The organism is Rosistilla carotiformis (assembly GCF_007753095.1).
Classification (GTDB): Bacteria; Planctomycetota; Planctomycetia; order Pirellulales; family Pirellulaceae; genus Rosistilla; species Rosistilla carotiformis.
Window position 1 is genome coordinate 5,269,157 of record NZ_CP036348.1, and the last position, 18,878, is coordinate 5,288,034.

General features: G+C 58.8%; 15 protein-coding genes. 12 read left to right on the forward strand and 3 right to left on the reverse strand.

Features of this window, described 5'->3' with window-relative positions:
• The first annotated feature begins 132 nt into the window (after positions 1-132).
• Together Poly24_RS19080 and Poly24_RS19085 are read left to right on the forward strand one after the other, a co-directional pair.
• Positions 133-570 (forward strand): iron-sulfur cluster assembly scaffold protein, encoded by a 438-nt coding sequence (locus Poly24_RS19080; protein WP_145099171.1) that lies wholly within the window; start codon positions 133-135, stop codon positions 568-570.
• Positions 571-590: 20 nt separating this feature from the next.
• Positions 591-1,862 (forward strand): aminotransferase class V-fold PLP-dependent enzyme, encoded by a 1,272-nt coding sequence (locus Poly24_RS19085; RefSeq protein WP_145099174.1) that lies wholly within the window; start codon positions 591-593, stop codon positions 1,860-1,862.
• Positions 1,863-1,960: 98 nt separating this feature from the next.
• Here Poly24_RS19085 and Poly24_RS19090 read toward each other — a convergent pair whose 3' ends face one another.
• On the reverse strand, positions 1,961-3,121 hold the full coding sequence (locus Poly24_RS19090; RefSeq protein ID WP_145099177.1) for a baeRF3 domain-containing protein: 1,161 nt from the start codon (positions 3,119-3,121) through the stop codon (positions 1,961-1,963).
• A gap of 346 nt (positions 3,122-3,467) precedes the next feature.
• Here Poly24_RS19090 and Poly24_RS19095 point away from each other — a divergent pair, with 346 nt between their 5' ends.
• From Poly24_RS19095 to Poly24_RS19110, 4 genes are all read left to right on the forward strand, one after another.
• On the forward strand, positions 3,468-4,673 hold the full coding sequence (locus Poly24_RS19095) for a VWA domain-containing protein (protein ID WP_145099180.1): 1,206 nt from the start codon (positions 3,468-3,470) through the stop codon (positions 4,671-4,673).
• 65 nt (positions 4,674-4,738) lie between these two features.
• Positions 4,739-5,824, forward strand: coding sequence for an ATP-grasp domain-containing protein (locus Poly24_RS19100; protein WP_145099183.1), 1,086 nt, complete (start codon positions 4,739-4,741; stop codon positions 5,822-5,824).
• Positions 5,821-6,876 (forward strand): hydantoinase/oxoprolinase family protein, encoded by a 1,056-nt coding sequence (locus tag Poly24_RS19105; RefSeq protein WP_145099186.1) that lies wholly within the window; start codon positions 5,821-5,823, stop codon positions 6,874-6,876. Before Poly24_RS19100 ends, Poly24_RS19105 begins: the two co-directional genes overlap by 4 nt.
• The gene (locus tag Poly24_RS19110; protein ID WP_145099189.1) at positions 6,873-7,487 is read left to right on the forward strand and encodes an amino acid kinase family protein; all 615 of its coding nucleotides are present in this window, start codon (positions 6,873-6,875) and stop codon (positions 7,485-7,487) included. The genes Poly24_RS19105 and Poly24_RS19110 overlap by 4 nt, the downstream gene beginning before the upstream one ends.
• 4 nt (positions 7,488-7,491) lie before the next feature.
• On the opposite strand, the gene Poly24_RS19115 is transcribed toward Poly24_RS19110, so the two are convergent.
• Positions 7,492-7,923: an NINE protein gene (locus tag Poly24_RS19115; RefSeq protein WP_145099192.1), complete on the reverse strand. Its 432-nt coding sequence runs from the start codon at positions 7,921-7,923 to the stop codon at positions 7,492-7,494.
• A gap of 297 nt (positions 7,924-8,220) precedes the next feature.
• Here Poly24_RS19115 and Poly24_RS19120 point away from each other — a divergent pair, with 297 nt between their 5' ends.
• From Poly24_RS19120 to Poly24_RS19130, 3 genes are read left to right on the forward strand one after another with little or no spacing between them, the layout of a single operon-like run.
• Positions 8,221-8,943, forward strand: coding sequence for an ABC transporter ATP-binding protein (locus tag Poly24_RS19120; RefSeq protein WP_145099195.1), 723 nt, complete (start codon positions 8,221-8,223; stop codon positions 8,941-8,943).
• Positions 8,944-8,995: 52 nt separating this feature from the next.
• Positions 8,996-11,359 carry an ABC transporter permease gene (locus Poly24_RS19125; RefSeq protein WP_145099198.1) on the forward strand — a complete coding sequence of 788 codons (2,364 nt, stop codon included), beginning with the start codon at positions 8,996-8,998 and terminating at the stop codon, positions 11,357-11,359.
• A 23-nt stretch (positions 11,360-11,382) separates the two neighbouring features.
• Positions 11,383-12,591 (forward strand): efflux RND transporter periplasmic adaptor subunit, encoded by a 1,209-nt coding sequence (locus Poly24_RS19130; RefSeq protein ID WP_145099201.1) that lies wholly within the window; start codon positions 11,383-11,385, stop codon positions 12,589-12,591.
• 246 nt (positions 12,592-12,837) lie between these two features.
• On the opposite strand, the gene Poly24_RS19135 is transcribed toward Poly24_RS19130, so the two are convergent.
• Positions 12,838-14,667: a DUF5691 domain-containing protein gene (locus Poly24_RS19135; RefSeq protein ID WP_145099204.1), complete on the reverse strand. Its 1,830-nt coding sequence runs from the start codon at positions 14,665-14,667 to the stop codon at positions 12,838-12,840.
• Positions 14,668-14,822: 155 nt separating this feature from the next.
• Here Poly24_RS19135 and Poly24_RS19140 point away from each other — a divergent pair, with 155 nt between their 5' ends.
• The 3 genes from Poly24_RS19140 (at position 14,823) to Poly24_RS19150 (ending at position 18,873) form a co-directional block, all read left to right on the forward strand.
• Positions 14,823-15,908 carry a redoxin domain-containing protein gene (locus tag Poly24_RS19140; protein WP_145099207.1) on the forward strand — a complete coding sequence of 362 codons (1,086 nt, stop codon included), beginning with the start codon at positions 14,823-14,825 and terminating at the stop codon, positions 15,906-15,908.
• Positions 15,909-16,039: 131 nt separating this feature from the next.
• Positions 16,040-16,648 (forward strand): sigma-70 family RNA polymerase sigma factor, encoded by a 609-nt coding sequence (locus Poly24_RS19145; protein ID WP_145099210.1) that lies wholly within the window; start codon positions 16,040-16,042, stop codon positions 16,646-16,648.
• A 62-nt stretch (positions 16,649-16,710) separates the two neighbouring features.
• Positions 16,711-18,873: a serine/threonine-protein kinase gene (locus Poly24_RS19150; RefSeq protein ID WP_145099213.1), complete on the forward strand. Its 2,163-nt coding sequence runs from the start codon at positions 16,711-16,713 to the stop codon at positions 18,871-18,873.
• Positions 18,874-18,878: the final 5 nt, after the last annotated feature.

Genomic DNA, 18,878 nt, shown 5'->3' on the forward strand with positions numbered 1-18,878 from the left:
CGGGGCCATCCGGTCGGCTCCTATCGTCTGTCCGCCCCAGTCAATAAACTGACAGAGGCGGGAACGGTCTCTCGCCGACCGCCCTTTGACCCCGCGGATCACGCGCCCAACCGAACCTCTACAGCCGCCACCATGTCGAATTCTTATGGAGCGATCGATCAGACGTTGATCGATCATTTTGAGGATCCCTACCACCGTGGCGATTGCGAAGCGGCGACGCACGTGGCCGAGGGAGAAAATTCGTTGTGCGGCGACACGATGCAGGTGCAACTGAGAATCAGCCCCAGCGATGGCCAGATCGAAGAGGCGTGGTTCGACGGCGACGGATGTGTCGTCAGCCAAGCGGCTGCATCGATGTTGATGGAGACGATCGAAGGGATGACGCCCGATGCGATCCGCGACTTCGACACCCGGGCGATGTTGGAACAGGTAGGTCCTTCGATCGCCGTGAGCCAACAAAAGTGTGCGCTGTTGGCTTGGCGAGTGCTTCAATTGGCGCTGCAATCGCCGCTGGATGAATTCGGCGACGGACCGACCTTCGGCGGACCACATCTCGGCGAGGAAAACTGACAACCATCATTGGAACCAAATTGAATACGACAGAACGCTCTCCGCTGGCGATCGATGCTGCGGCCTATCGCCAAGACTTCCCCATCCTCTCGCGCGAATTGCGCGAGGGCGTGCCGTTGGTCTATCTCGACAACGCCGCCAGCACCCAGCGGCCGCGAGCGGTCATCGATGCGATGGATGCCTGCTATGAGGGCTATTACGCAAACGTCCATCGCGGCATCCATACGCTCAGCGAAGAATCGACCCAGAAATACGAAGATGCTCGGCTGCGAGTCGCTCAGTTCCTGTCGGTTGCCAACGAGTGCGAACTGATCTTCACCGCCGGCACGACCGCCGCGATCAATCTCGTCGCTCGCAGCTGGGGCGATGCCAACATCCAATCGGGCGATGTGATCCTGACGACGATGATGGAACACCACGCCAACATCGTCCCTTGGCAACAGCTTGCCCAGCGGACCGGTTGCCGCGTCGAATTCGCTCCGCTGACCGAAGACGGTCGGCTGTGCATCGAATCCTTCGACAAACGGTTATCCGACTTGCAACCGAAATTGGTCGCCTTGACCGCAGCCAGCAACGTGTTGGGGACGATCAATCCGGTCGCCGAATTAGTCGCCAAAGCCCGCGATGCCGGAGCGGTGACGTTGGTCGACGCGGCCCAAGCGGTCCCGCACGCGCAGGTCGACGTGAATCAATGGAACGCCGATTTCGTGACCTTCAGTGGACACAAGGTCTGCGGTCCCACAGGGATCGGCGTCTTGCACGGCAAGCAAAAATTGCTCGACGCAATGCCTCCCTTCCTCGGCGGTGGTGCGATGATCCACCGCGTGACCACCTCTGGTTTTGAACCGGCGGGCCTGCCCGAGAAGTTCGAAGCGGGAACGCCTGCGATTGCCGAAGCGATCGGCTTGGCCGCGGCGATCGATTACGTCGACTCCGTCGGACTCGATCGGATTCACGCCTACGAGCTGCAACTGTGCACGCTCGCACACGAAGCACTCCAAGAAATCGAAGGGTTGCACATCTTGGGGCCCGACCCAAAACACAAAGCGGGCATCGTCAGCTTTGCGATCGATGGAGTGCATCCACACGACATTTCGCAATGGCTCGATCGACGCGGCATCGCCGTCCGGGCGGGGCACCACTGTGCCATGCCGCTTCACGAACTGCTGCAGATCTCGGCTTCGACCCGAGCCAGTTTCTACTTCTATAACACTCCCGACGAAGTGCTTCAGTTTGCCGCCGCGGTGCGCAGTGCGCGGGACAAATTCAACCGTCCGCGGAAGCGGACTTAGGCTTGCAACCGGGGATCGCCCCACGCCGTTGCCGCCACTACCGGCGCGCGACGCAGTGACAACACTGCGTTTTGCGCCTGGTAGAAACGCGATGCCGATCAATACTTCAACGTCGCTGCCATCTTTGCTCGAACCGGCATATCGCTGGCCGGTGCTGCGTGGATACATCCGCCATGCAAGATCGTCTGCACCATCGCGGTTTCGATCAAATCACGGCAATTTTCGCGAGGCCGCCCCTGAGGAGGCTGACCACTTTCTTGCAAAATGTTGCGATCGCGGTGGAAACGACCGTAGAGTGTCGCGTCGCGATCGAAGAAAAGTGTGTCAATTCGGCCCACCTGTGCGGCACACAAGATTTCCCTCGTGTCGAGGGTAACGGGCCGACGCCGTTCCCGGAATTCCCGCGCGTCGGATTCTCGTTGGAGTCGGAGCTGTTCGGTGGCGACCGGCCGGGCTTCGCGGAGTAGTGTTTCGGGGGAGTATTGGTCAATATTCCCGTGCAGCGTCGGCCCAACACGTTGCGAACAGACACTGCGTTGTTGATACAGTGCCGTTTCCTGTTCGGACCCGGCGACGATTAAGAATCCCGTACGATCGTGCAAATATGCACACACCGCCTCATCCACCTGTTCGAGGTATCCGATCCAGGCTGGAGTGGCCACGGAAGGATCGTTGGCTCGATGGTCAAAATCGGAAGTGTTTAACGAGTGCATCCCCTCGGATCCTGTGTGAACCAGCATCGGTTCCAACGCCGTCGTTCGCATTGCTTCTTCAAAGTTCGCCGGCAGCCCCGCGTTATGAACTTGGGTAATCTCCGTCAAGTTGGCGCGGTACAACGCAAGCTTTTGCTTCGTGATTGTCAGCAGGTAAAAGTCCGCGAATTGATTTTCCGCAAGCAGCATCGGACGCAGGCAAAACGTTTCCGCTACGATCGCTCGCGCCTCTTTTTCCTCGTATCCCGGGACGATCTCAAACACGTCGTTGGATAAGTAAATTGCAGTTCCGCCACGCTTTGTGCGGCAAAATTCCGGATCCTCTTGCAGATCGTACAACGGCTTCAAAAAGTCGTTGGCGTCGGTTGCGGACATCCAATACTGTGCCAACTGGTGACGCGACTTGTCGATCAGTTGAGCCAGCCCGATGCTGGCATCCGAGGCAAGCCCCTGTTCAGGAGCTGCGGGTAAGAAAAGGGTGACATGAGGCGCTCCCTGTAGGCCCGAGAGACGTCGCACTTGGTCGCGATTGATTGAATGAATCATTTATTCCTCCATGAGTAAAAGATTTTCTGCAAATAGGACATCTGTGTGTGCTCCGCAAAGTTCGTTCCGAACGGCAAAAAATGTTTTAAAAATGGACAGATTCGGTGTGTCGCAATCGCGAGTTCGTTATGCTGATGAGGATGCAAGCATTATGGTCCTCGAGGACGTTTGTAGTGCTTGGTTCCAATGACAAGGAGCGATCTTGGTCCGAGATCAAGACGTTAGGATTGCGTCTATCGGCAACGCGAATTTAGGCAAACTGGTCCGCATCTAACATCTGGATTAACAAGTTCCGAAAACTGCCTTTTCGCTTCGTTCCTCGTTTCACTGCACTGGCTCACACCCGATGGCAACTTCAAAACCTATCGCTCCGGAACAGCTCGGTCGCTGGCGTTTGATCCTCGGAGCAAGCTCGCAGGATCAATTGAACGAATACGGCGGAGGGCAGTTGTCGCTCGACGCCGACCAACAATTGATGGACGAAGCGTTGGCGGCGATCTACGACCAGACGCAGGAAGGTTCCGAATCGGGCGGCAAGCGTTCAGCCGGTTCGGGCGGATCCTCACCTCGCTTGGCGAAATGGCTCGGCGACATCCGCACCTACTTTTCCGAAGACGTCGTCGCGGTGATCCAACAGGATGCGATCGACCGCAAAGGGATGCGGGAACTGTTGCTGGAACCGGAACTACTTAAGAACGTGCAGCCGAACGTGCAACTGGTCGGGACGTTGTTGAGTCTTGGCGGTCAGATTCCCGAGCGAACCAAAGAGACGGCGCGGATGGTCGTCCGAGCCGTCGCCGACAAGATCAAACTCACCCTGGAACAACGGATCCGGCAAGCGGTCCAAGGGGCGCTCAATCGGAACGAACACTCTCCGATCCCGCACGCCAACAGCATCGATTGGAAGTGGACGATCGGGCGGAATCTAAAAAACTACAACGCCCAATTGGGACGCTTGATTCCCGAGCGGGTCTATTTCTATTCGCGGGCCCAACGGACGAACAACTGGACCGTGATCGTCGATATGGATCAAAGCGGTTCGATGGCCGATTCGGTTGTCTACGGCGCGGTCACCGGTTCGATCTTCGCCAGCCTCCCCGCCCTGAAGACACACGTCGTCGCGTTTGACACCGAAGTCGTCGACCTGACCGAGACCTGCGGCGACGATCCGGTCGACATGTTGTTTGGCGTTCAATTGGGCGGCGGCACCGACATCAACAAATCGGTCGCCTACTGTGAACAATTTATCACCGAACCGAGCGAGACGTTGTTCATCCTTCTGACCGATCTGTTTGAAGGAGGCAACCAAGCGCAATTGGTCCGTCGGTTGGGCGAAATGGTCGAATCGGGCGTCCGCGTGTTGTGCTTGCTGGCCCTCTCCGACAGCGGAACTCCCTGTTTCGACGAAGCCCTTGCACGGCGACTTTCCGCCCTCGGAATCCCCTGTTTCGCCTGCACTCCCGATCGTTTGCCCGAATTGGTCGAAGGGGCACTTCGCGGTCAAGACTTGCAATCGCTGGCAACTCGAATTAAGTCTGATGACTCGCATTAAAATGCCAGTCGACATCACCAAGCTTCGCGACTGGCACCGGCAATCATATTCAGGGCAGGTTTATCATGCAGGTCTTCATTGGTGAATACACAATCGGCGGCGGTCTCGCTTCAACTCCCTTGGCCTCGCTTCCGCAGAGCTTGCTGGCCGAAGGAACCGCCATGCATCACGCGATCTGCGAAGACGCAAGCCGATGTGCCCGCGTGGTCACGACGATCGACTCCCGTTTGCCCCATCGCATCGATGATTCGATCCAAACGATCCCGGTCGATAGCTCCGCCGACCTGATCTCGCAATGGTTGGCCGCGTCGGCCGACTGCGACGCCGCGATCCTGATCGCACCGGAATCCGATCGGCTGCTCTACAAACTAGTCGCCGCGTTTCGAGGCTTCGGCCGCAACGTGATCGCAGGGAATGCCAACTTCCTCGCTTCGGCAACCGACAAACTACAACTGAGCCAACGTTTACGGGAAGCGAAGATTCCTCATCCGATCTCCTTTGGGCCACGGCAAGCTCCGCAGAAGACAAGGGACAAGGGATGGATCTTAAAACCAAACGACGGCTGCGGAGCGATCGAGATTCAGCGTTTTGGCTCCTTCACCCACGCCGACAACCAACGCCGACGCCGTAGCGGCGACTGGATTATCCAAGCCTATCACCCTGGGCAAGCGGTCAGCATCGCCGCGATCGTGACTCCCAGTGCGATCCATTGGTTGCCGGCCTGTCTGCAGAAAATCGAGTCCCCCTGTTTCACTTATCACGGTGGCAAATGCCCGCTCCCCGCCGCGATCGTCGACCGTACCGAATCGTTAGCAGCCGCTGCGCTCGATGCCCTGATCGACCGATCGTCGCTCTGCGACGATGCCGCCAGCCCGGTCGGCTACGTTGGCATCGACCTAGTTCTCGCCGACGACCCGCGCAACGATGTCGTGATCGAGATCAATCCTCGATTGACGACCTCTTATGTTGGCGTTCGCCATTTGATGAAAAGCAATCTTGCTGCAACAATGCTCGGCCTCGACGCGGCGCCGCTGACCCTTGATCCCTCCGTTTCCGCAGTCCGTTGGGACGGGGCGGGGCAAGTCGACATATCGCCGACCGGCTCCGGCCCCTGCCGCCGCAACCCATCCAAAATTCCGCAATCGCAATGAACGACGCCATGTTGGCCCAAGCAGCCGCCTCGAAATCCGAACCGCCCGACATGCGTTGGATCGGAATCGACGTCGGCGGTGCCAACATCAAAGCGGCCGATACATCGGGCTGGACCTGCGCAGAACCCTTTGCGTTGTGGAAGTATCCCGAACGTCTAGCGGATCAACTGAGACAGTTGCTGCCAACACCAACCGCAGCAACGCGTTATGCCCTGACGATGACCGGCGAATTGGCCGACTGTTTCGTCGATCGCCCGCAAGGTGTTCGCCAGATCGTCGACGCCGTCGCGGAAGCCACGCAATTGAAAGCGTCCGCCGGCGTCGATCCACTGAGGGTTTACAGCTTGGACGGCCAGTGGCTGCGAGCCGATGAGGCGAAGTCGTCCCCCGACGACGTCGCGGCGGCGAACTGGCACGCGACGGCCAGCTACGCCGCACGATATCTCGGCGACAATGAAACCGGATTGATGATCGACATCGGGTCGACGACAACCGATCTGATCGCGGTCGATTCCCGCGGCGTACCAACGTCTTCGCGGACCGACCTCGACCGCCTGGAACGTTCCGAATTGCTCTATCTTGGCGTGGGGCGAACTCCACTGTGCGCCGTCACTTCGACCCTGCCGTTTCGCGGCCGCGAGGTTCCGGTGATGGCGGAGTTCTTCGCGACGACGGACGATTGTTTTTTGGTCCTCGGTCGAACCGCCGCGATGCCCGAGGATTGTGATTCGGCCGATGGCAAGCCGCGGACGGTCCAGCACAGCATCAACCGAATCGCACGGATGATCGGCTTGGATCACCGCACCTTCACCCTCGACGATGCGATCGTCGCGTCCAAACATATCGAAGCGATTTTGAAGGACCGGATCGCCGCCGGAATCGCCGAAGTTGCAAGCGATGCGTCCGCGTGGGTCATCGCCGGACATGGCGACTGGTTGCTGCCCGAGTCGGTGGCGCGGCAGATCTCGCTGGCTCAAGAACTTGGGGTCGAGCGGTCCCGTGTCGGCCCGGCCTACGCCCTTGCCTGTCTCGCCGAATCGAGGTTCGCATGACCGACAAAACGCCTGCCGTGCGAGTCGTCAAACTAGGCGGCAGCCTACTGGTCAATCCAGGCCTCGCCGTGGCGGTTCGTCGTTGGTTGACGGCGCAGTCGCAACGAAAGACAGCGATCATCGTTGGCGGCGGCGAACTGATCGATGTGATGCGAGGGATGGACCGCCGCTTCGAACTCGATCTCACAGCGATGCACTGGCGGTGTATTCGGTTGTTGCGGCACACATTCGAGATCGTTTCGGAGCTGATGCCCGAGCTTATACCGATCGGCGACGCGAAGGCATTAGAGCGGTGGAGCCTCGACCGCGGAAACCGTTCGGCGGCGCTGGTCGCTGTCGATGCGTTCTACGATGCGAACACTCGCGGCCCGATCAGCCTGCCCACCAACTGGGCGACGACAACCGATTCGATCGCAGCGCTGTTGGCTCAGCAATTGGAAGCAACGGAGCTGGTGCTGTTGAAGAGTTGCTCCGTCTCGGAGACTATCGATTGGCGAGAGGCCGCGCGACGCGAGATCGTCGACGCCGCTTTCCCACAATTCATCGAAGGCATCCCCGACGTGCGACTGGTGAATCTAAAGGATCACCTGCCGGGGACGGCGATTCAGTAAACGACTAGCCCATCGACATCGCCGAATGGCCGGCGTAGGCTTCGTGATTGCACTCACTGACCTGCGCGTTGAGTGTCCACATATCGTACAGATAGCCAAGCATGAACAGCCCGCCGGTACAGAACCACAGCGCGCCGGTCAGCCACTTGCCCATGTAGAAGCGGTGGATTCCGAACATCCCTAAAAACGTCAAGAGAACCCACGCGACGTTGAAGTCGTACGGGCCGCTGTTGTAGCGAAGGTTCGCCGTGCGGCTCATGCTTGGGATCAGGAACAGGTCGACGATCCAACCGATCAAGAAGAAGCCGAGGGTAAACGCCCAGATCGTACCGCTGATCGGGCGACCGAAATAAAATCGATGGGCTCCAAAAAATCCGAAGATCCAACAGATGTAGCCGACCGTGGTCGAGTGGGTTTGTGGTTGATAGGTATTCATAATGGTTCACCTTGGCAGGGTTGCGAGCGTTGATTCGGAAAGGAATTCGTTCCAGGTTGTCGATCTTGGCACAATTCGCCGCGTTGTTTTGCATTGTCGCAAAACTCATGCCAAGAATCGACTGACGTTTTGGGTGTACGCGGCTTCGGTTCCCATTGATAATGGGCGCTGGAGTAGAGGCTTCAGCCGATCGATGCTCCGATTCATCGCAGAAGAGTTCGCCTGAAGGCTCGACTCCAACGGCCAATCCGTCTTTAAATTCTCTCCGTCCTTAAGACCCTGGATTTCAAAGCAACGATGTCGCACGCAGGCTCGCAAACCGCAGTTTTCCGAGCAGTCGACGTCGCGAAGATCTATCGCATGGGTGAAGTCCAGGTGCACGCGCTGCGAGGCGTTTCGTTGGACCTGTTCGACGGCGAGTTTATCGTTTTGCTGGGGGCCTCCGGAAGCGGCAAGTCGACGCTATTAAACATCCTCGGCGGGCTCGATACGCCGACCTCCGGAACGGTTCACTATTTGGACCGCGAACTGACAGCAAGCGACGATGCCGAACTCACCCAATACCGGCGGCAGAGCGTCGGTTTTGTCTTCCAGTTCTACAATCTGATCCCCAGCCTGACGGCTCGAGAAAATGTCGAACTGATTACCGAGATCGCCAGCTCGCCGATGGATCCGTTGGAAGCGTTGGAACTGGTTCAGTTGCGTGACCGAGCGAATCACTTTCCCGCTCAATTGTCCGGCGGCGAACAACAGCGAGTGGCGATCGCGCGGGCGATCGCTAAGAAACCGAAAGTCTTGTTGTGCGATGAACCAACCGGCGCGTTAGACGTTCACACCGGGATCGTCGTCCTCGAAGCGATCGCCAGGATCAATCGCGAACTGGGGACCACGACCGCCGTGATCACGCACAATGCTGTGATCGCGCAGATGGCCGATCGCGTGATCTCGCTGTCCGATGGGCAGATCGCGGGCGTGCAGACTAACACCGACAAACGATCGGCTCAGGCGTTGCAATGGTGATCCCAAGCGACACCCGACGACGCGAGTTCCCCGCTACGAATCGGCGGCACGCATGTTAAAGCTCGATCGCAAATTGATTCGCGACCTGATGCAGATGAAAGGGCAAGTGGTCGCGATCGTGCTGGTGATCGCTGCCGGAGTGGCGACGTTTGTGATGTCGATGTGTTCCTACGCATCGCTGGCGACGAGCAAGGATTCGTTTTATCGCGAGTTCCGTTTTGCGGATGTCTTTTCGTCGGCCCGCCGCGTCCCCGACACGATGCTGCCGCGGATCGCCCAGATCTCGGGCGTCGCGTCGGTCGAAGCTCGGATCGTCGACGACGTGCTGCTGGACGTTCCGGAGATGGCCGATCCCGCAACCGCTCGGCTGATCTCGGTCCCCGAACGCGGCGACGCGGTGCTAAACAAGTTGTACATCGCTCGCGGCCGGATGCTCGAAGCGGGCCGAACGGGAGAGGTCGTCGTTTCCGAAGTCTTCGCCGACGCCCACGGCTTCGTCGCCGGCGACACCGTCGATGCGATCATCAATGGCCGGCGTCAGACGCTGAAAATCGTCGGCGTCGCGCTCTCGCCCGAATACGTGATCCAGGTGCAACCGGGCAGCATCATGCCCGACAACAAGCGGTTTGGCGTTTTCTGGATCAACCAACGCGATCTCGAAGCGGCGTTGGACATGACCGGGGCGTTTAACAGTGTCACGCTGAAGCTCGCCTACGACAGCAACGTCGACGAGGTGATCGACCAGTTAGATCGATTGCTCAAGCCGTATGGCAGCGTCGGCGCGTACGATCGCGATCAACAGATCTCACACCAATTCCTGTCCGACGAAATGGCGCAATTGCGTTCGACCGCGATCATGGCCCCCGCGATCTTCCTCTCGGTCGCCGCGTTTCTGCTGAACATCGTGATCTCGCGGATCATCGCACAACAGCGAGAACAGATCGCCGCGCTAAAGGCGTTCGGATACACGCACGTCGAAGTCGGCCTGCACTATCTGCACATGGTGTTGGTGATCTCGTTGACCGGCACGGTGATCGGGGCGGGGCTCGGTTTTTGGATGGCGGCCAACATCGTTCATCTGTACGAAGAGTTCTACAAATTCCCACAGCTCGAATTCCAAGTCGATTGGTTGGCGATCGCACTGGCGTTCCTGTTGACGACCGCCGCGGCATTGATCGGCACTTGGTTGAGTGTTCGCGAAGTGATCACGCTGCCGCCGGCTGAAGCGATGCGTCCGGCACCGCCAGCAAACTATCGTCCCACGCTGATCGAAAGGATTGTCCCCGCCGGATCACTGCCGTCGGAGGTTCGGATGGTGATTCGCAATGTGGCGAGAAAGCCTTTGAAGGCGAGCCTCTCGATTTTGGGGATCGCGATGGCCGTCGCGGTGATGATCGTCGGCAACTTTTCGCTCGACTCGATCAACTACATGATGGACTTCCAATTCCGCTTGGCACAGCGACAGGATATCTCGGTCACTTTTGTCGAACCGGCCACCGCATCGGTCGTCTACGAAGTCTCTCGGTTGCCGGGGGTGCAAGAGAGTGAAACGATGCGTTCGGTCGCGGCGGAGGTGAAGTTTCAGAACCGCTCGCGACGCGTTGGGATCTTGGGACTGCAACACGATCCTCAGTTGTATCGCTTGCTCGACAGTCGCGAACAAGTAGTCCAGGTTCCCGACTTTGGGATCATGCTCAACAGCAAGCTCGCCGATCTGCTGGGCGCCCGGCCAGGCGATCTTGTCACGCTGGAGATCCTGGAAGACAAACGCCCCACGGTGGAGATCGAAGTCACCGCGATCGTCGAGGAATACACAGGCGTCAACGCTTATATGAACAAACAACAACTGCACAAGTTGTTGAAAGAATCGGAGGTTGCGTCGGGGGCTTATCTAAAAGTCGATTCGAGCCGTTTGCAGGATGTTTTTCGCGAGTTGGAGCAACGACCGGGCGTCGGCAGCGTGGCGATCAAGTTGGCGGTGTTGGAGAGTTTCAACGAGACGGTCGCCAAAAACATCCTGGTGATGCGTTCGTTTATCATTATGTTTGCCGCAGTGATCGCGATCGGCGTGGTCTACAATAGTGCAAGGATTTCGCTGTCCGAACGCAGCCGCGATCTGGCCACGATGCGCGTCGTTGGCTTCACCCGCCGAGAGGTCTCGATCGTGCTGTTGGGTGAGATCGGCCTGTTCACTGTGTGCGCGATTCCGATAGGCTGTTTGTTGGGCTACGCTTTGGCCGGCGTGATGGCGGCGGGACTCGATACCGACAACTACCGGATCCCGTTGGTTGTCAGCCGCGAGACCTTCGCTCTGGCTGCGATGGTCGTTGTCGTCGCGACGTTCCTGTCGGGCTTGATCGTGCAACGGCGAATCAACGAACTGGATCTTGTCGCCGTGTTGAAGATGCGTGAGTAACTCCCTATAGATATTCCTCGATCATGAAGTTCTCACTCAAAACATTCATCTGGTTGACGATGTTCGTTGCCCTGGCATTGGCCAGCGCTTTCACATTGATCCCCAAACCGGTCGCCGTCGAATTTGCGACCGCCACGATCGTGCCGCTGCGCGTGACAGTGCAAGAGGATGGCAAGACGCGGATCCGCGAAAAGTACATCGTGTCGGCTCCCGTCTCCGGACGAATCTCTCGGATCGAATTGGACGCGGGAGACCATTGCGACGAGAAAACGCTACTGGCCGTGATCCTGCCGAGCGATCCGGCGATCCTCGATTCGCGTGCGCGAGCTGAAGCAAATGCGAGAGTCCTGGCTTCCGAAGCCGCGCTGCAGCGAGCCAACTCCAGCGCCGAACAAGCTCGGATCAACCATGAACTAAGCGAATCGAAACTGGAACGGGCCGAGACGCTGTTGGCCAGTCGAGCGATTTCGCAGGAACAGTACGACGTCGTGCGAGCCGAAAGTTTGGCAGCAGCTCAAGCGATCAAGACCGCCAGTTTCGACACCGAGATCGCCCGCTTTGAATTGGAGATGGCCGAAGCCGCCGTCGATCAGTTCTCCGATAAACAGAAGGAATCGTCGGCGGAGCCGTTTGAAATCTATGCGCCGATCTCGGGGCGTGTGCTGCGAGTTTTTGAAGAGAGTTCCACGGTCGTTGCCGTGGGGACGCCGCTGTTGGAGTTGGGCGATCCCAGTAATCTGGAGATCGAAATCGACGTCCTCTCCACCGACGCGGTCCGGATCAAACCGGGAGCCGAATTGATGGTCGAACACTGGGGTGGCGACACGCCGCTTTCGGGCAACGTCCGCGTGATCGAACCGGGTGCGTTCACCAAGATCTCATCGCTGGGGGTTGAGGAGCAACGCGTCAACATCATCGCCGACTTCAACGAACCGGCGGAAAGGATCGCTTCGCTGGGGGACGGTTATCGGATCGAAGCTCGGATTACCGTCAAGGAACTCAGCAAAGCGCTGCAGATCCCCAACAGTGCGTTGTTTCGTCACCAGCGGAAATGGCATGTGTTGTCGATCGTCGATGGGAAAGCGAACCTGCAACCGGTGCAGATCGGATTGCAGAGCGAATCGGAGACCGAGATCACCGACGGGTTGAGCGCGGGTGATCGAGTGATCGTCTACCCCAGCGACGCGATCCGCCCTGGAACCGCAGTCAAACCGGTCCCACGCGTCCCGTGATCCCGCACATCGTTTCACCGCGGCGGCAACGCCCCGCGCGTCCACGTTTCGGCGCGTGAGCGCGCGGCCCGGTGGGCACGCGGTGAAACGCAATACCGTTCAATGTAGGAGCCTCGGACCGTCGAAAGAATTCGCGGCGGGATGTATTGGACGAGGTTACGAGTCCCAGCGATTTGGTCTGCTGCAAAAGGACTCGTAACCTCGTCCACTACGCTTCGTTGAACGGTATTGCGGCTTAACGACGCGTTACGTCCCGGCTTCTTGTCTCCGCGGGCCGAGGGCGGCGACGATTTCGTCGACTGCCGATTCGGGCAACGTGGGAAGGATCGCTTCGACTTTTGGGATCTCTGCCGCGGGAAGGTCGCCCGCCAGCTGCGTTATCCAGTACAGGCCGTATCCGCTACTCTTGCTGCCCAGTTTTTCGATCGCCGCGATCCAGCTGTCGGTCGCTTCGGCGTGACCGATGCGGATCATCACCGCCACGACGTTGCGAAGCTCATAGACGCGGGCGCTTCGTTTCAAAAGAGCGGCAAACTTCGTCGAAAGATATTCGTCCAGCGGCGGTGTCGACACGGTCGCCAGTTCGGTCACCGCCTCCAGATCGTCTTGAGCAATCGCGTCGTCGAGCCAAGCGGGATCCCAAACCCGCGGTCGGGATGGGGCGGCTTCGTCGCCATCGCTGTCGCGATGCGCCGCGGCGACGCGGGAGTGCATGTACCAGAGATCGCGATCGCCACCGTAGACGATGAAACGCTGAACCGCCTCGTGCCGCTGTTTCGCTTTCCCTCGCGACTTGCTGCCGACTTGATAGTAGGGGGAGAAGACTTTGTAGACTTCTTGCGGCGTCAACGACTCGACTCCCGCTCGCAAACAGTTCACAAAAATATCATCAGGCAACTCATCGCGACTCTCGACAAGCAATTGATGCATCGACGCCGCGCCGGTGCTGAGCATCACCTGCGTCAACTGCTGCACCACGTCGGCACCGGAGACCGGCGTCCCCTTGAGCGCCGTCAACGCAGGGTGCTGCGCAAACAGCCACTGCAACAATTCCAACGTCGGCTCATCGCTGCGTTCTTGCAACGTCAACAACAACGTATGGAAACGGACAAGCGACGGGCCAAGCTTGGTACGCGTTTTCGATTCGAGCAAATCGGTCGCTTGTTGCCGGACCGTCTCCCGCGCGACTTCGGCCAACGTGGCGCTTGCGTTCTGACTGACCGGGATCGCGGCCAGTTCGAGATCCTTTGAATTCAAAGCGGCGGAATAGATGGCGATGGTTTTGTCGTCGTCGAATCGGGCCAGTCGTTCCAGGGCGACACGACGGACCTCTTTGGAACGCGCCTTGGCTTGGTCGTGCAGATGCGGCAGGTCGTCGTCGGAATCGCCAAGGCATCCGAGCGCGGCAATCTTCATCTCTTTCGAACCGTTTTCAAACGCTTCCAAGACCAGCGGGCGAGCGGCTTGCGGATCCAAGCGGTAGAGCGTTCGCAACCGCCGTACGTTCCCAGCCCGTCCCTTGATGTCGATCTCTTTGGCGATCAACGGCACGATCGCGCGGCCGTAACCGGGCAGGATCCGATCGGCGACAAAATCGGCCAGTTCGGGATAGGTATCGTCCAACGCGGCGACTGCCAAATTGATGATCCTCAAATCGGCAAACGCTCCCTGATCGAAGGCCTCGCGAATCGTTTCCATCCGCCCCGAACCGGTCGAGGTAAGGGCTTCGATCAAGGGCTTCATCAACTTGGCCGAAACCTGAGTCGTCTGGGTTCCGAGGCTGGACGTCGCGATCGGCTCCAGATCGCCCTGGATCGTCGTTTGCCCCTGCGTATAAAGGATGGCCGAGACGAGAGAGCTGAGGTCCAACAGCGCCTGCGCCGATTCGTCGGCCGGCGCGTCAACAAGCCGTTGGATCGACGCGGCGACCTGTCCGAATACGGGAGCCTTGGCGGCCGACTTCTCCAACGGATCCACCAGTTTGGTCAAACGGAAGTCCCCGGCGGCGAGATTACTGCCAGCGATCGCGAGCCGCCGCGTTTCGTCATAGACTTGATTTAAGACCGCTAGACTCATCGGGCGTTTCCTGGGAGCGATGGTTTCTCGAAAAGCGTGAGCTAAGTCACATAGGGCATCTGGCCGCAGCGGTACAATTGTAGGCCTGCCCGGTCGCGCCGAGCAACTGTTCTCATCTTCTCTTCGCTTATCCGATCTCGATCAGGAGCAATCGCATGAAATCCCTCCTCGCCATCGCGATGGCTGTCGTCGCCGCCGCGACCTCCGCACGCGCCGACGATTCCCCCACGGCGCCCGCCGACGATTTGGTCCCCCGTTATTTTTTGGCCATGGTCCATGCTCCCGAGGTCCATGCCGAACTGGAGCTCTCCGAAGCGCAGATCGCAGATTTGGAAAACGTCTTCCAAAGTGTCGATTCGACTTGGTTTCAATCGCGTCTGCTGCCTGCCGACCAACAGAACAAGATCATCGATCAGACCGAGCTACCGGTTCGCAAGTGGTTCGCCGACAACACATCTGCGAAACAACAGCAACGACTGAAGCAACTGGAATGTTATTCGCAAGGCGTGCGGATGCTGTTGACCGATGAGATGGCGACGCAGTTGGATATCGATCGCGGCCAACAAACCAAGCTGATCGCGTTGGCAAAGACCTGTCGCGATCTGGAACAACGCCTTCAGAAGGCGGCCGCCGCCAAACAGCCGACCGACGAACTGACCGAGAAATTGCAAAAGGCAGTCGCCGCGGAACGCGAGGGCTACAAACAGGTGCTCAAGCCACAGCAGATCCAAAAACTGGGGCAGGTTTTGGGAGAGCCCTTCGACACCGGCCAGCTGAAGCGGACCTATCCGATGGCTCCCGAATTCGTCGCCGTCGAACACTGGATCAATTCGCCGCCGCTGCAGATCCGCGAGCTGAAAGGGAAGGTGGTGCTGGTTCATTTTTATGCGTTCCAGTGTTACAACTGCCACGCCAACTTTGCTCATTACCAACGCTGGCATCGCGAACTGCGCGACAAGGGCGTCGTCGTGGTCGGTATCCAAACGCCGGAGACCTCGCGGGAACGCGATCCCCGGGCGGTGCAGGCCGCGGCGGTCGAGCGTCATCTGGAGTTTCCGATCCTTGTCGACCTGGGTTCGCAAAATTGGCGTGCCTGGGGAAACACGATGTGGCCAACCGTCTACGTCGTCGACAAACAGGGGTACATCCGACACTGGTGGCAAGGTGAATTGAATTGGCAAGGGGCGACCGGGGACAAGACGATCGAGGACCTGGTCGAACAATTGCTTCAAGAAGGCTAAGCCGCACCGATCGATTGGTGACTCTGTAGAAATGGGCTCCATCGGCCATAGCCCGTTGGTGTGCGCGGTCGCTTTGTGCGACAATATGACCTCGGATCTTTCGATTTGACGTCGGTCAGCGAGCCACAGTTTTGTCCCAATCCACCACTCAATTTCTGCTCGACCGCGCCCGCGAAGGGGACGCCGACGCTTTTGGCGAGCTGCTGGAACAGTATCGCAGCTATCTGTGGATTCTAGCGCATCGCTATCTCGACGATCGGTTGCGGCAACGGATCGATCCGGCCGATCTGGTTCAGATCACGTTCATGGAAGCCCAACGCGACCTTCCCGCGTTTCGAGGCCAGGAACCGGCGGCGTTTGTCGTTTGGATCCGCAACATCTTGCGGAACAACCTCGCGTCGGCGGTCGCTCGGCACGTGATCACTCAAAAACGCTCGGTCGCTCACGAAGTTCGGCTGGCCAACGATTCATCGCGCGGTCCGGGACTGGCGGGACAATTGGCGGGCAGCACGACCAGCCCCAGCCAACAGATCATGCGGGCGGAGACTTCGCAGGCGCTGTTGGACGCGTTGGATCAATTGCCCGAGATGCAGGCGGCGGCGATCAAGCTGCGTTATATGGAGGGGCTGAACATGAAAGAGATCAGCGAAGCCGTCGGGAAGACCGAGATGGCTGTCGGCGGACTGTTGAAGCGAGGGCTGAAACGGCTGCGGGAAATTCTGTTGGACGAGAGCCAATAGTCTGGTCCACAATACGAACACTTAAATGAAGCAATTCGTGAATTGAGAGCGGTAAAACGGGGATGCCTGATCCAACAAGTTCCAATCAACCGGAGGAGTCCGATCTTCCCGATCCGATCGACGAGGCGTTTGTCGCGTATTTAAAAGCGCGCGATGCGGGTGGATCGGACAGCCGCGCCGACTTCATCGAACGATTCCCCGAACTGAAGTCGCAGCTCTCCGAACTTCTCGACGCCGCCGATCTGATCGAACAACTGGCGGGCTCCAACGGTGCGACTGAAAAGGCCGATCCCGCGGCTGATACGCGGGCGGGCGTGCGGATCGACAGCATCGGCGACGATCTCGAAGCCACGCTAGCGATCACGCCGGTCCCAGGAGAGGGCGCCGGTCCGCAGTTGCCCTTTGAAATGGGGGACTACGTTCTGGAGAGCGTTCTCGGACGCGGCGGCATGGGAGTCGTCTACCTTGGTCACCAGAAGAATCTCGATCGGCCGGTCGCCGTGAAGATGATTCGGTCGGGCGTGCTGGCCGGCCGCGATGAGATCAAGCGTTTCTGTTCCGAAGCCAAAGCGGCGGCGAAGTTGAAGCATCCCAATATTGTTGCGGTGCATCATTTTGGTCTCGAGGCGGGGCACTACTATTTTTCGATGGACTACGTCGAAGGCTTCGATCTTTCGAAGAAGGTCGACGACGGACCTCAGGACTGTCGCGAGGCAGCGCGGTATGTCCGCGATGTCGCCGCGGCGATTCACCATGCCCACCAACGGGGCTTGCTGCATCGCGATCTGAAGCCGGGCAACGTCTTGATCGATGCATGCGACCAAGTCCACGTGACCGATTTTGGATTGGCCAAACATGTCGATGCCGAGAGCAGTCTGACGAACAGCGGCGCCGCGATCGGAACGCCGAATTACATGGCTCCCGAACAGGCCAGCGGCGACCACGAAGCGACCTGCCCACAATCGGATGTCTACTCGCTGGGGGCGATCCTATTCGCCTTGATCACCGGTCGGCCGCCGTTTGTCACCGATTCGGTGATGCAGACATTGATGCAGGTGATCCATCGGCCAGCGCCGGCGCTCCGATCGTTCTGCGATGCGCCGGCAGATCTCGAAACGATCGTCGAGAAGTGTTTGCAGAAAGAGCCGCAGCAGCGTTACGCGACGGCCGAAGCGTTGGCGGATGATCTGGATCGTTTTTTGAATGGCCAGCCGATTAGGGCTCGCCCGCGCACGCCGCTGCAACGCGGGCTCGATTGGCTGTCGGAAGTGCCGATCTTCGCTGCGCTGATCGGACGCCGGTTAATGCATACGTCCGACAGCCATCGGCGCTTTCAATCGATGATGTTGTTGCTGGTCTTATCGCTGCCGATGATCCTGGCCGCCGTTTTGTTTGGCGCTCGAATGCTGCACGACCGCTTGCCATCGGAGCCGAAGATCGCGGGAGGCCCGACCGGGGATGTCTATGCCCATGTCGCCGGTGAGCTGGCCAACCGGTTGCAACAAGCGGTTGATCGTCCCGTCGAAGCGTTGACGACCGAGGGATCGGTTGACAATCTAAAACGTTTGCTGGCCGGCGACGTCGACCTGGCGATCTTGCAAGCCAGCGCCGTCCGTGGCGAACAGGTGAGCGTGATTGCACCACTGTATTATGAGGCCCTGCATCTGATCGCGCGCAGCAATCTGGAAATTAAGAAGCTTTCACAGATCGTTGGAGAACGCGTGGCGATCGGTAGCCAGCAGAGCGGTTCGCAATTGGCGGCTCACATGCTGTTCGATTCGCTAGGGCTGGACAATGGCGAGGTTGAATTTGTCTACCAACCGTTCCAGCAGTCACGGCTGGACGAAACGATTCCCATCTCGATCGTCTGCGTTGCCCGAGGTAGCAAGATCGTGGCTGCCGCGTTGCAGAGTAAGCAGTTCCGGCTGCTGGCGGTGGACGATCCACTCAATATCTCGTTGGACCATCCAACGCTGCGGCCGTTGCAGATCTTGCCGACCGATTATCCGGCGGCGGACCTGCCCGAGGACGGGATCGCGACCGTTGGCACCACCGCGTTTCTGGCGACCCGTCGCAACGCGCCGTCGGTGCTGGTAACCGCAACGCTCGAAGCACTCTATCGGAACGAAATCTCCGTGCCGCGAATGATCACACGTCAACAAGCCGCAGAATGGCAAGGCTTGGCCCTACATCCTGCGGCTCGCGCGTTTTACGAATCGGAGTGAGGTTC

What these genes read in the sequence shown, in the direction of transcription:
- Poly24_RS19080 (WP_145099171.1), top strand. Translation starts at nt 133, where the DNA reads ATGTCGAATTCTTATGGAGCGATCGATCAGACGTTGATCGATCATTTT.
- Poly24_RS19090 (WP_145099177.1), bottom strand. Translation starts at nt 3,121, where the DNA reads ATGATTCATTCAATCAATCGCGACCAAGTGCGACGTCTCTCGGGCCTA.
- Poly24_RS19095 (WP_145099180.1), top strand. Translation starts at nt 3,468, where the DNA reads ATGGCAACTTCAAAACCTATCGCTCCGGAACAGCTCGGTCGCTGGCGT.
- Poly24_RS19100 (WP_145099183.1), top strand. Translation starts at nt 4,739, where the DNA reads ATGCAGGTCTTCATTGGTGAATACACAATCGGCGGCGGTCTCGCTTCA.
- Poly24_RS19105 (WP_145099186.1), top strand. Translation starts at nt 5,821, where the DNA reads ATGAACGACGCCATGTTGGCCCAAGCAGCCGCCTCGAAATCCGAACCG.
- Poly24_RS19110 (WP_145099189.1), top strand. Translation starts at nt 6,873, where the DNA reads ATGACCGACAAAACGCCTGCCGTGCGAGTCGTCAAACTAGGCGGCAGC.
- Poly24_RS19115 (WP_145099192.1), bottom strand. Translation starts at nt 7,923, where the DNA reads ATGAATACCTATCAACCACAAACCCACTCGACCACGGTCGGCTACATC.
- Poly24_RS19120 (WP_145099195.1), top strand. Translation starts at nt 8,221, where the DNA reads ATGTCGCACGCAGGCTCGCAAACCGCAGTTTTCCGAGCAGTCGACGTC.
- Poly24_RS19125 (WP_145099198.1), top strand. Translation starts at nt 8,996, where the DNA reads ATGTTAAAGCTCGATCGCAAATTGATTCGCGACCTGATGCAGATGAAA.
- Poly24_RS19130 (WP_145099201.1), top strand. Translation starts at nt 11,383, where the DNA reads ATGAAGTTCTCACTCAAAACATTCATCTGGTTGACGATGTTCGTTGCC.
- Poly24_RS19135 (WP_145099204.1), bottom strand. Translation starts at nt 14,667, where the DNA reads ATGAGTCTAGCGGTCTTAAATCAAGTCTATGACGAAACGCGGCGGCTC.
- Poly24_RS19140 (WP_145099207.1), top strand. Translation starts at nt 14,823, where the DNA reads ATGAAATCCCTCCTCGCCATCGCGATGGCTGTCGTCGCCGCCGCGACC.
- Poly24_RS19150 (WP_145099213.1), top strand. Translation starts at nt 16,711, where the DNA reads ATGCCTGATCCAACAAGTTCCAATCAACCGGAGGAGTCCGATCTTCCC.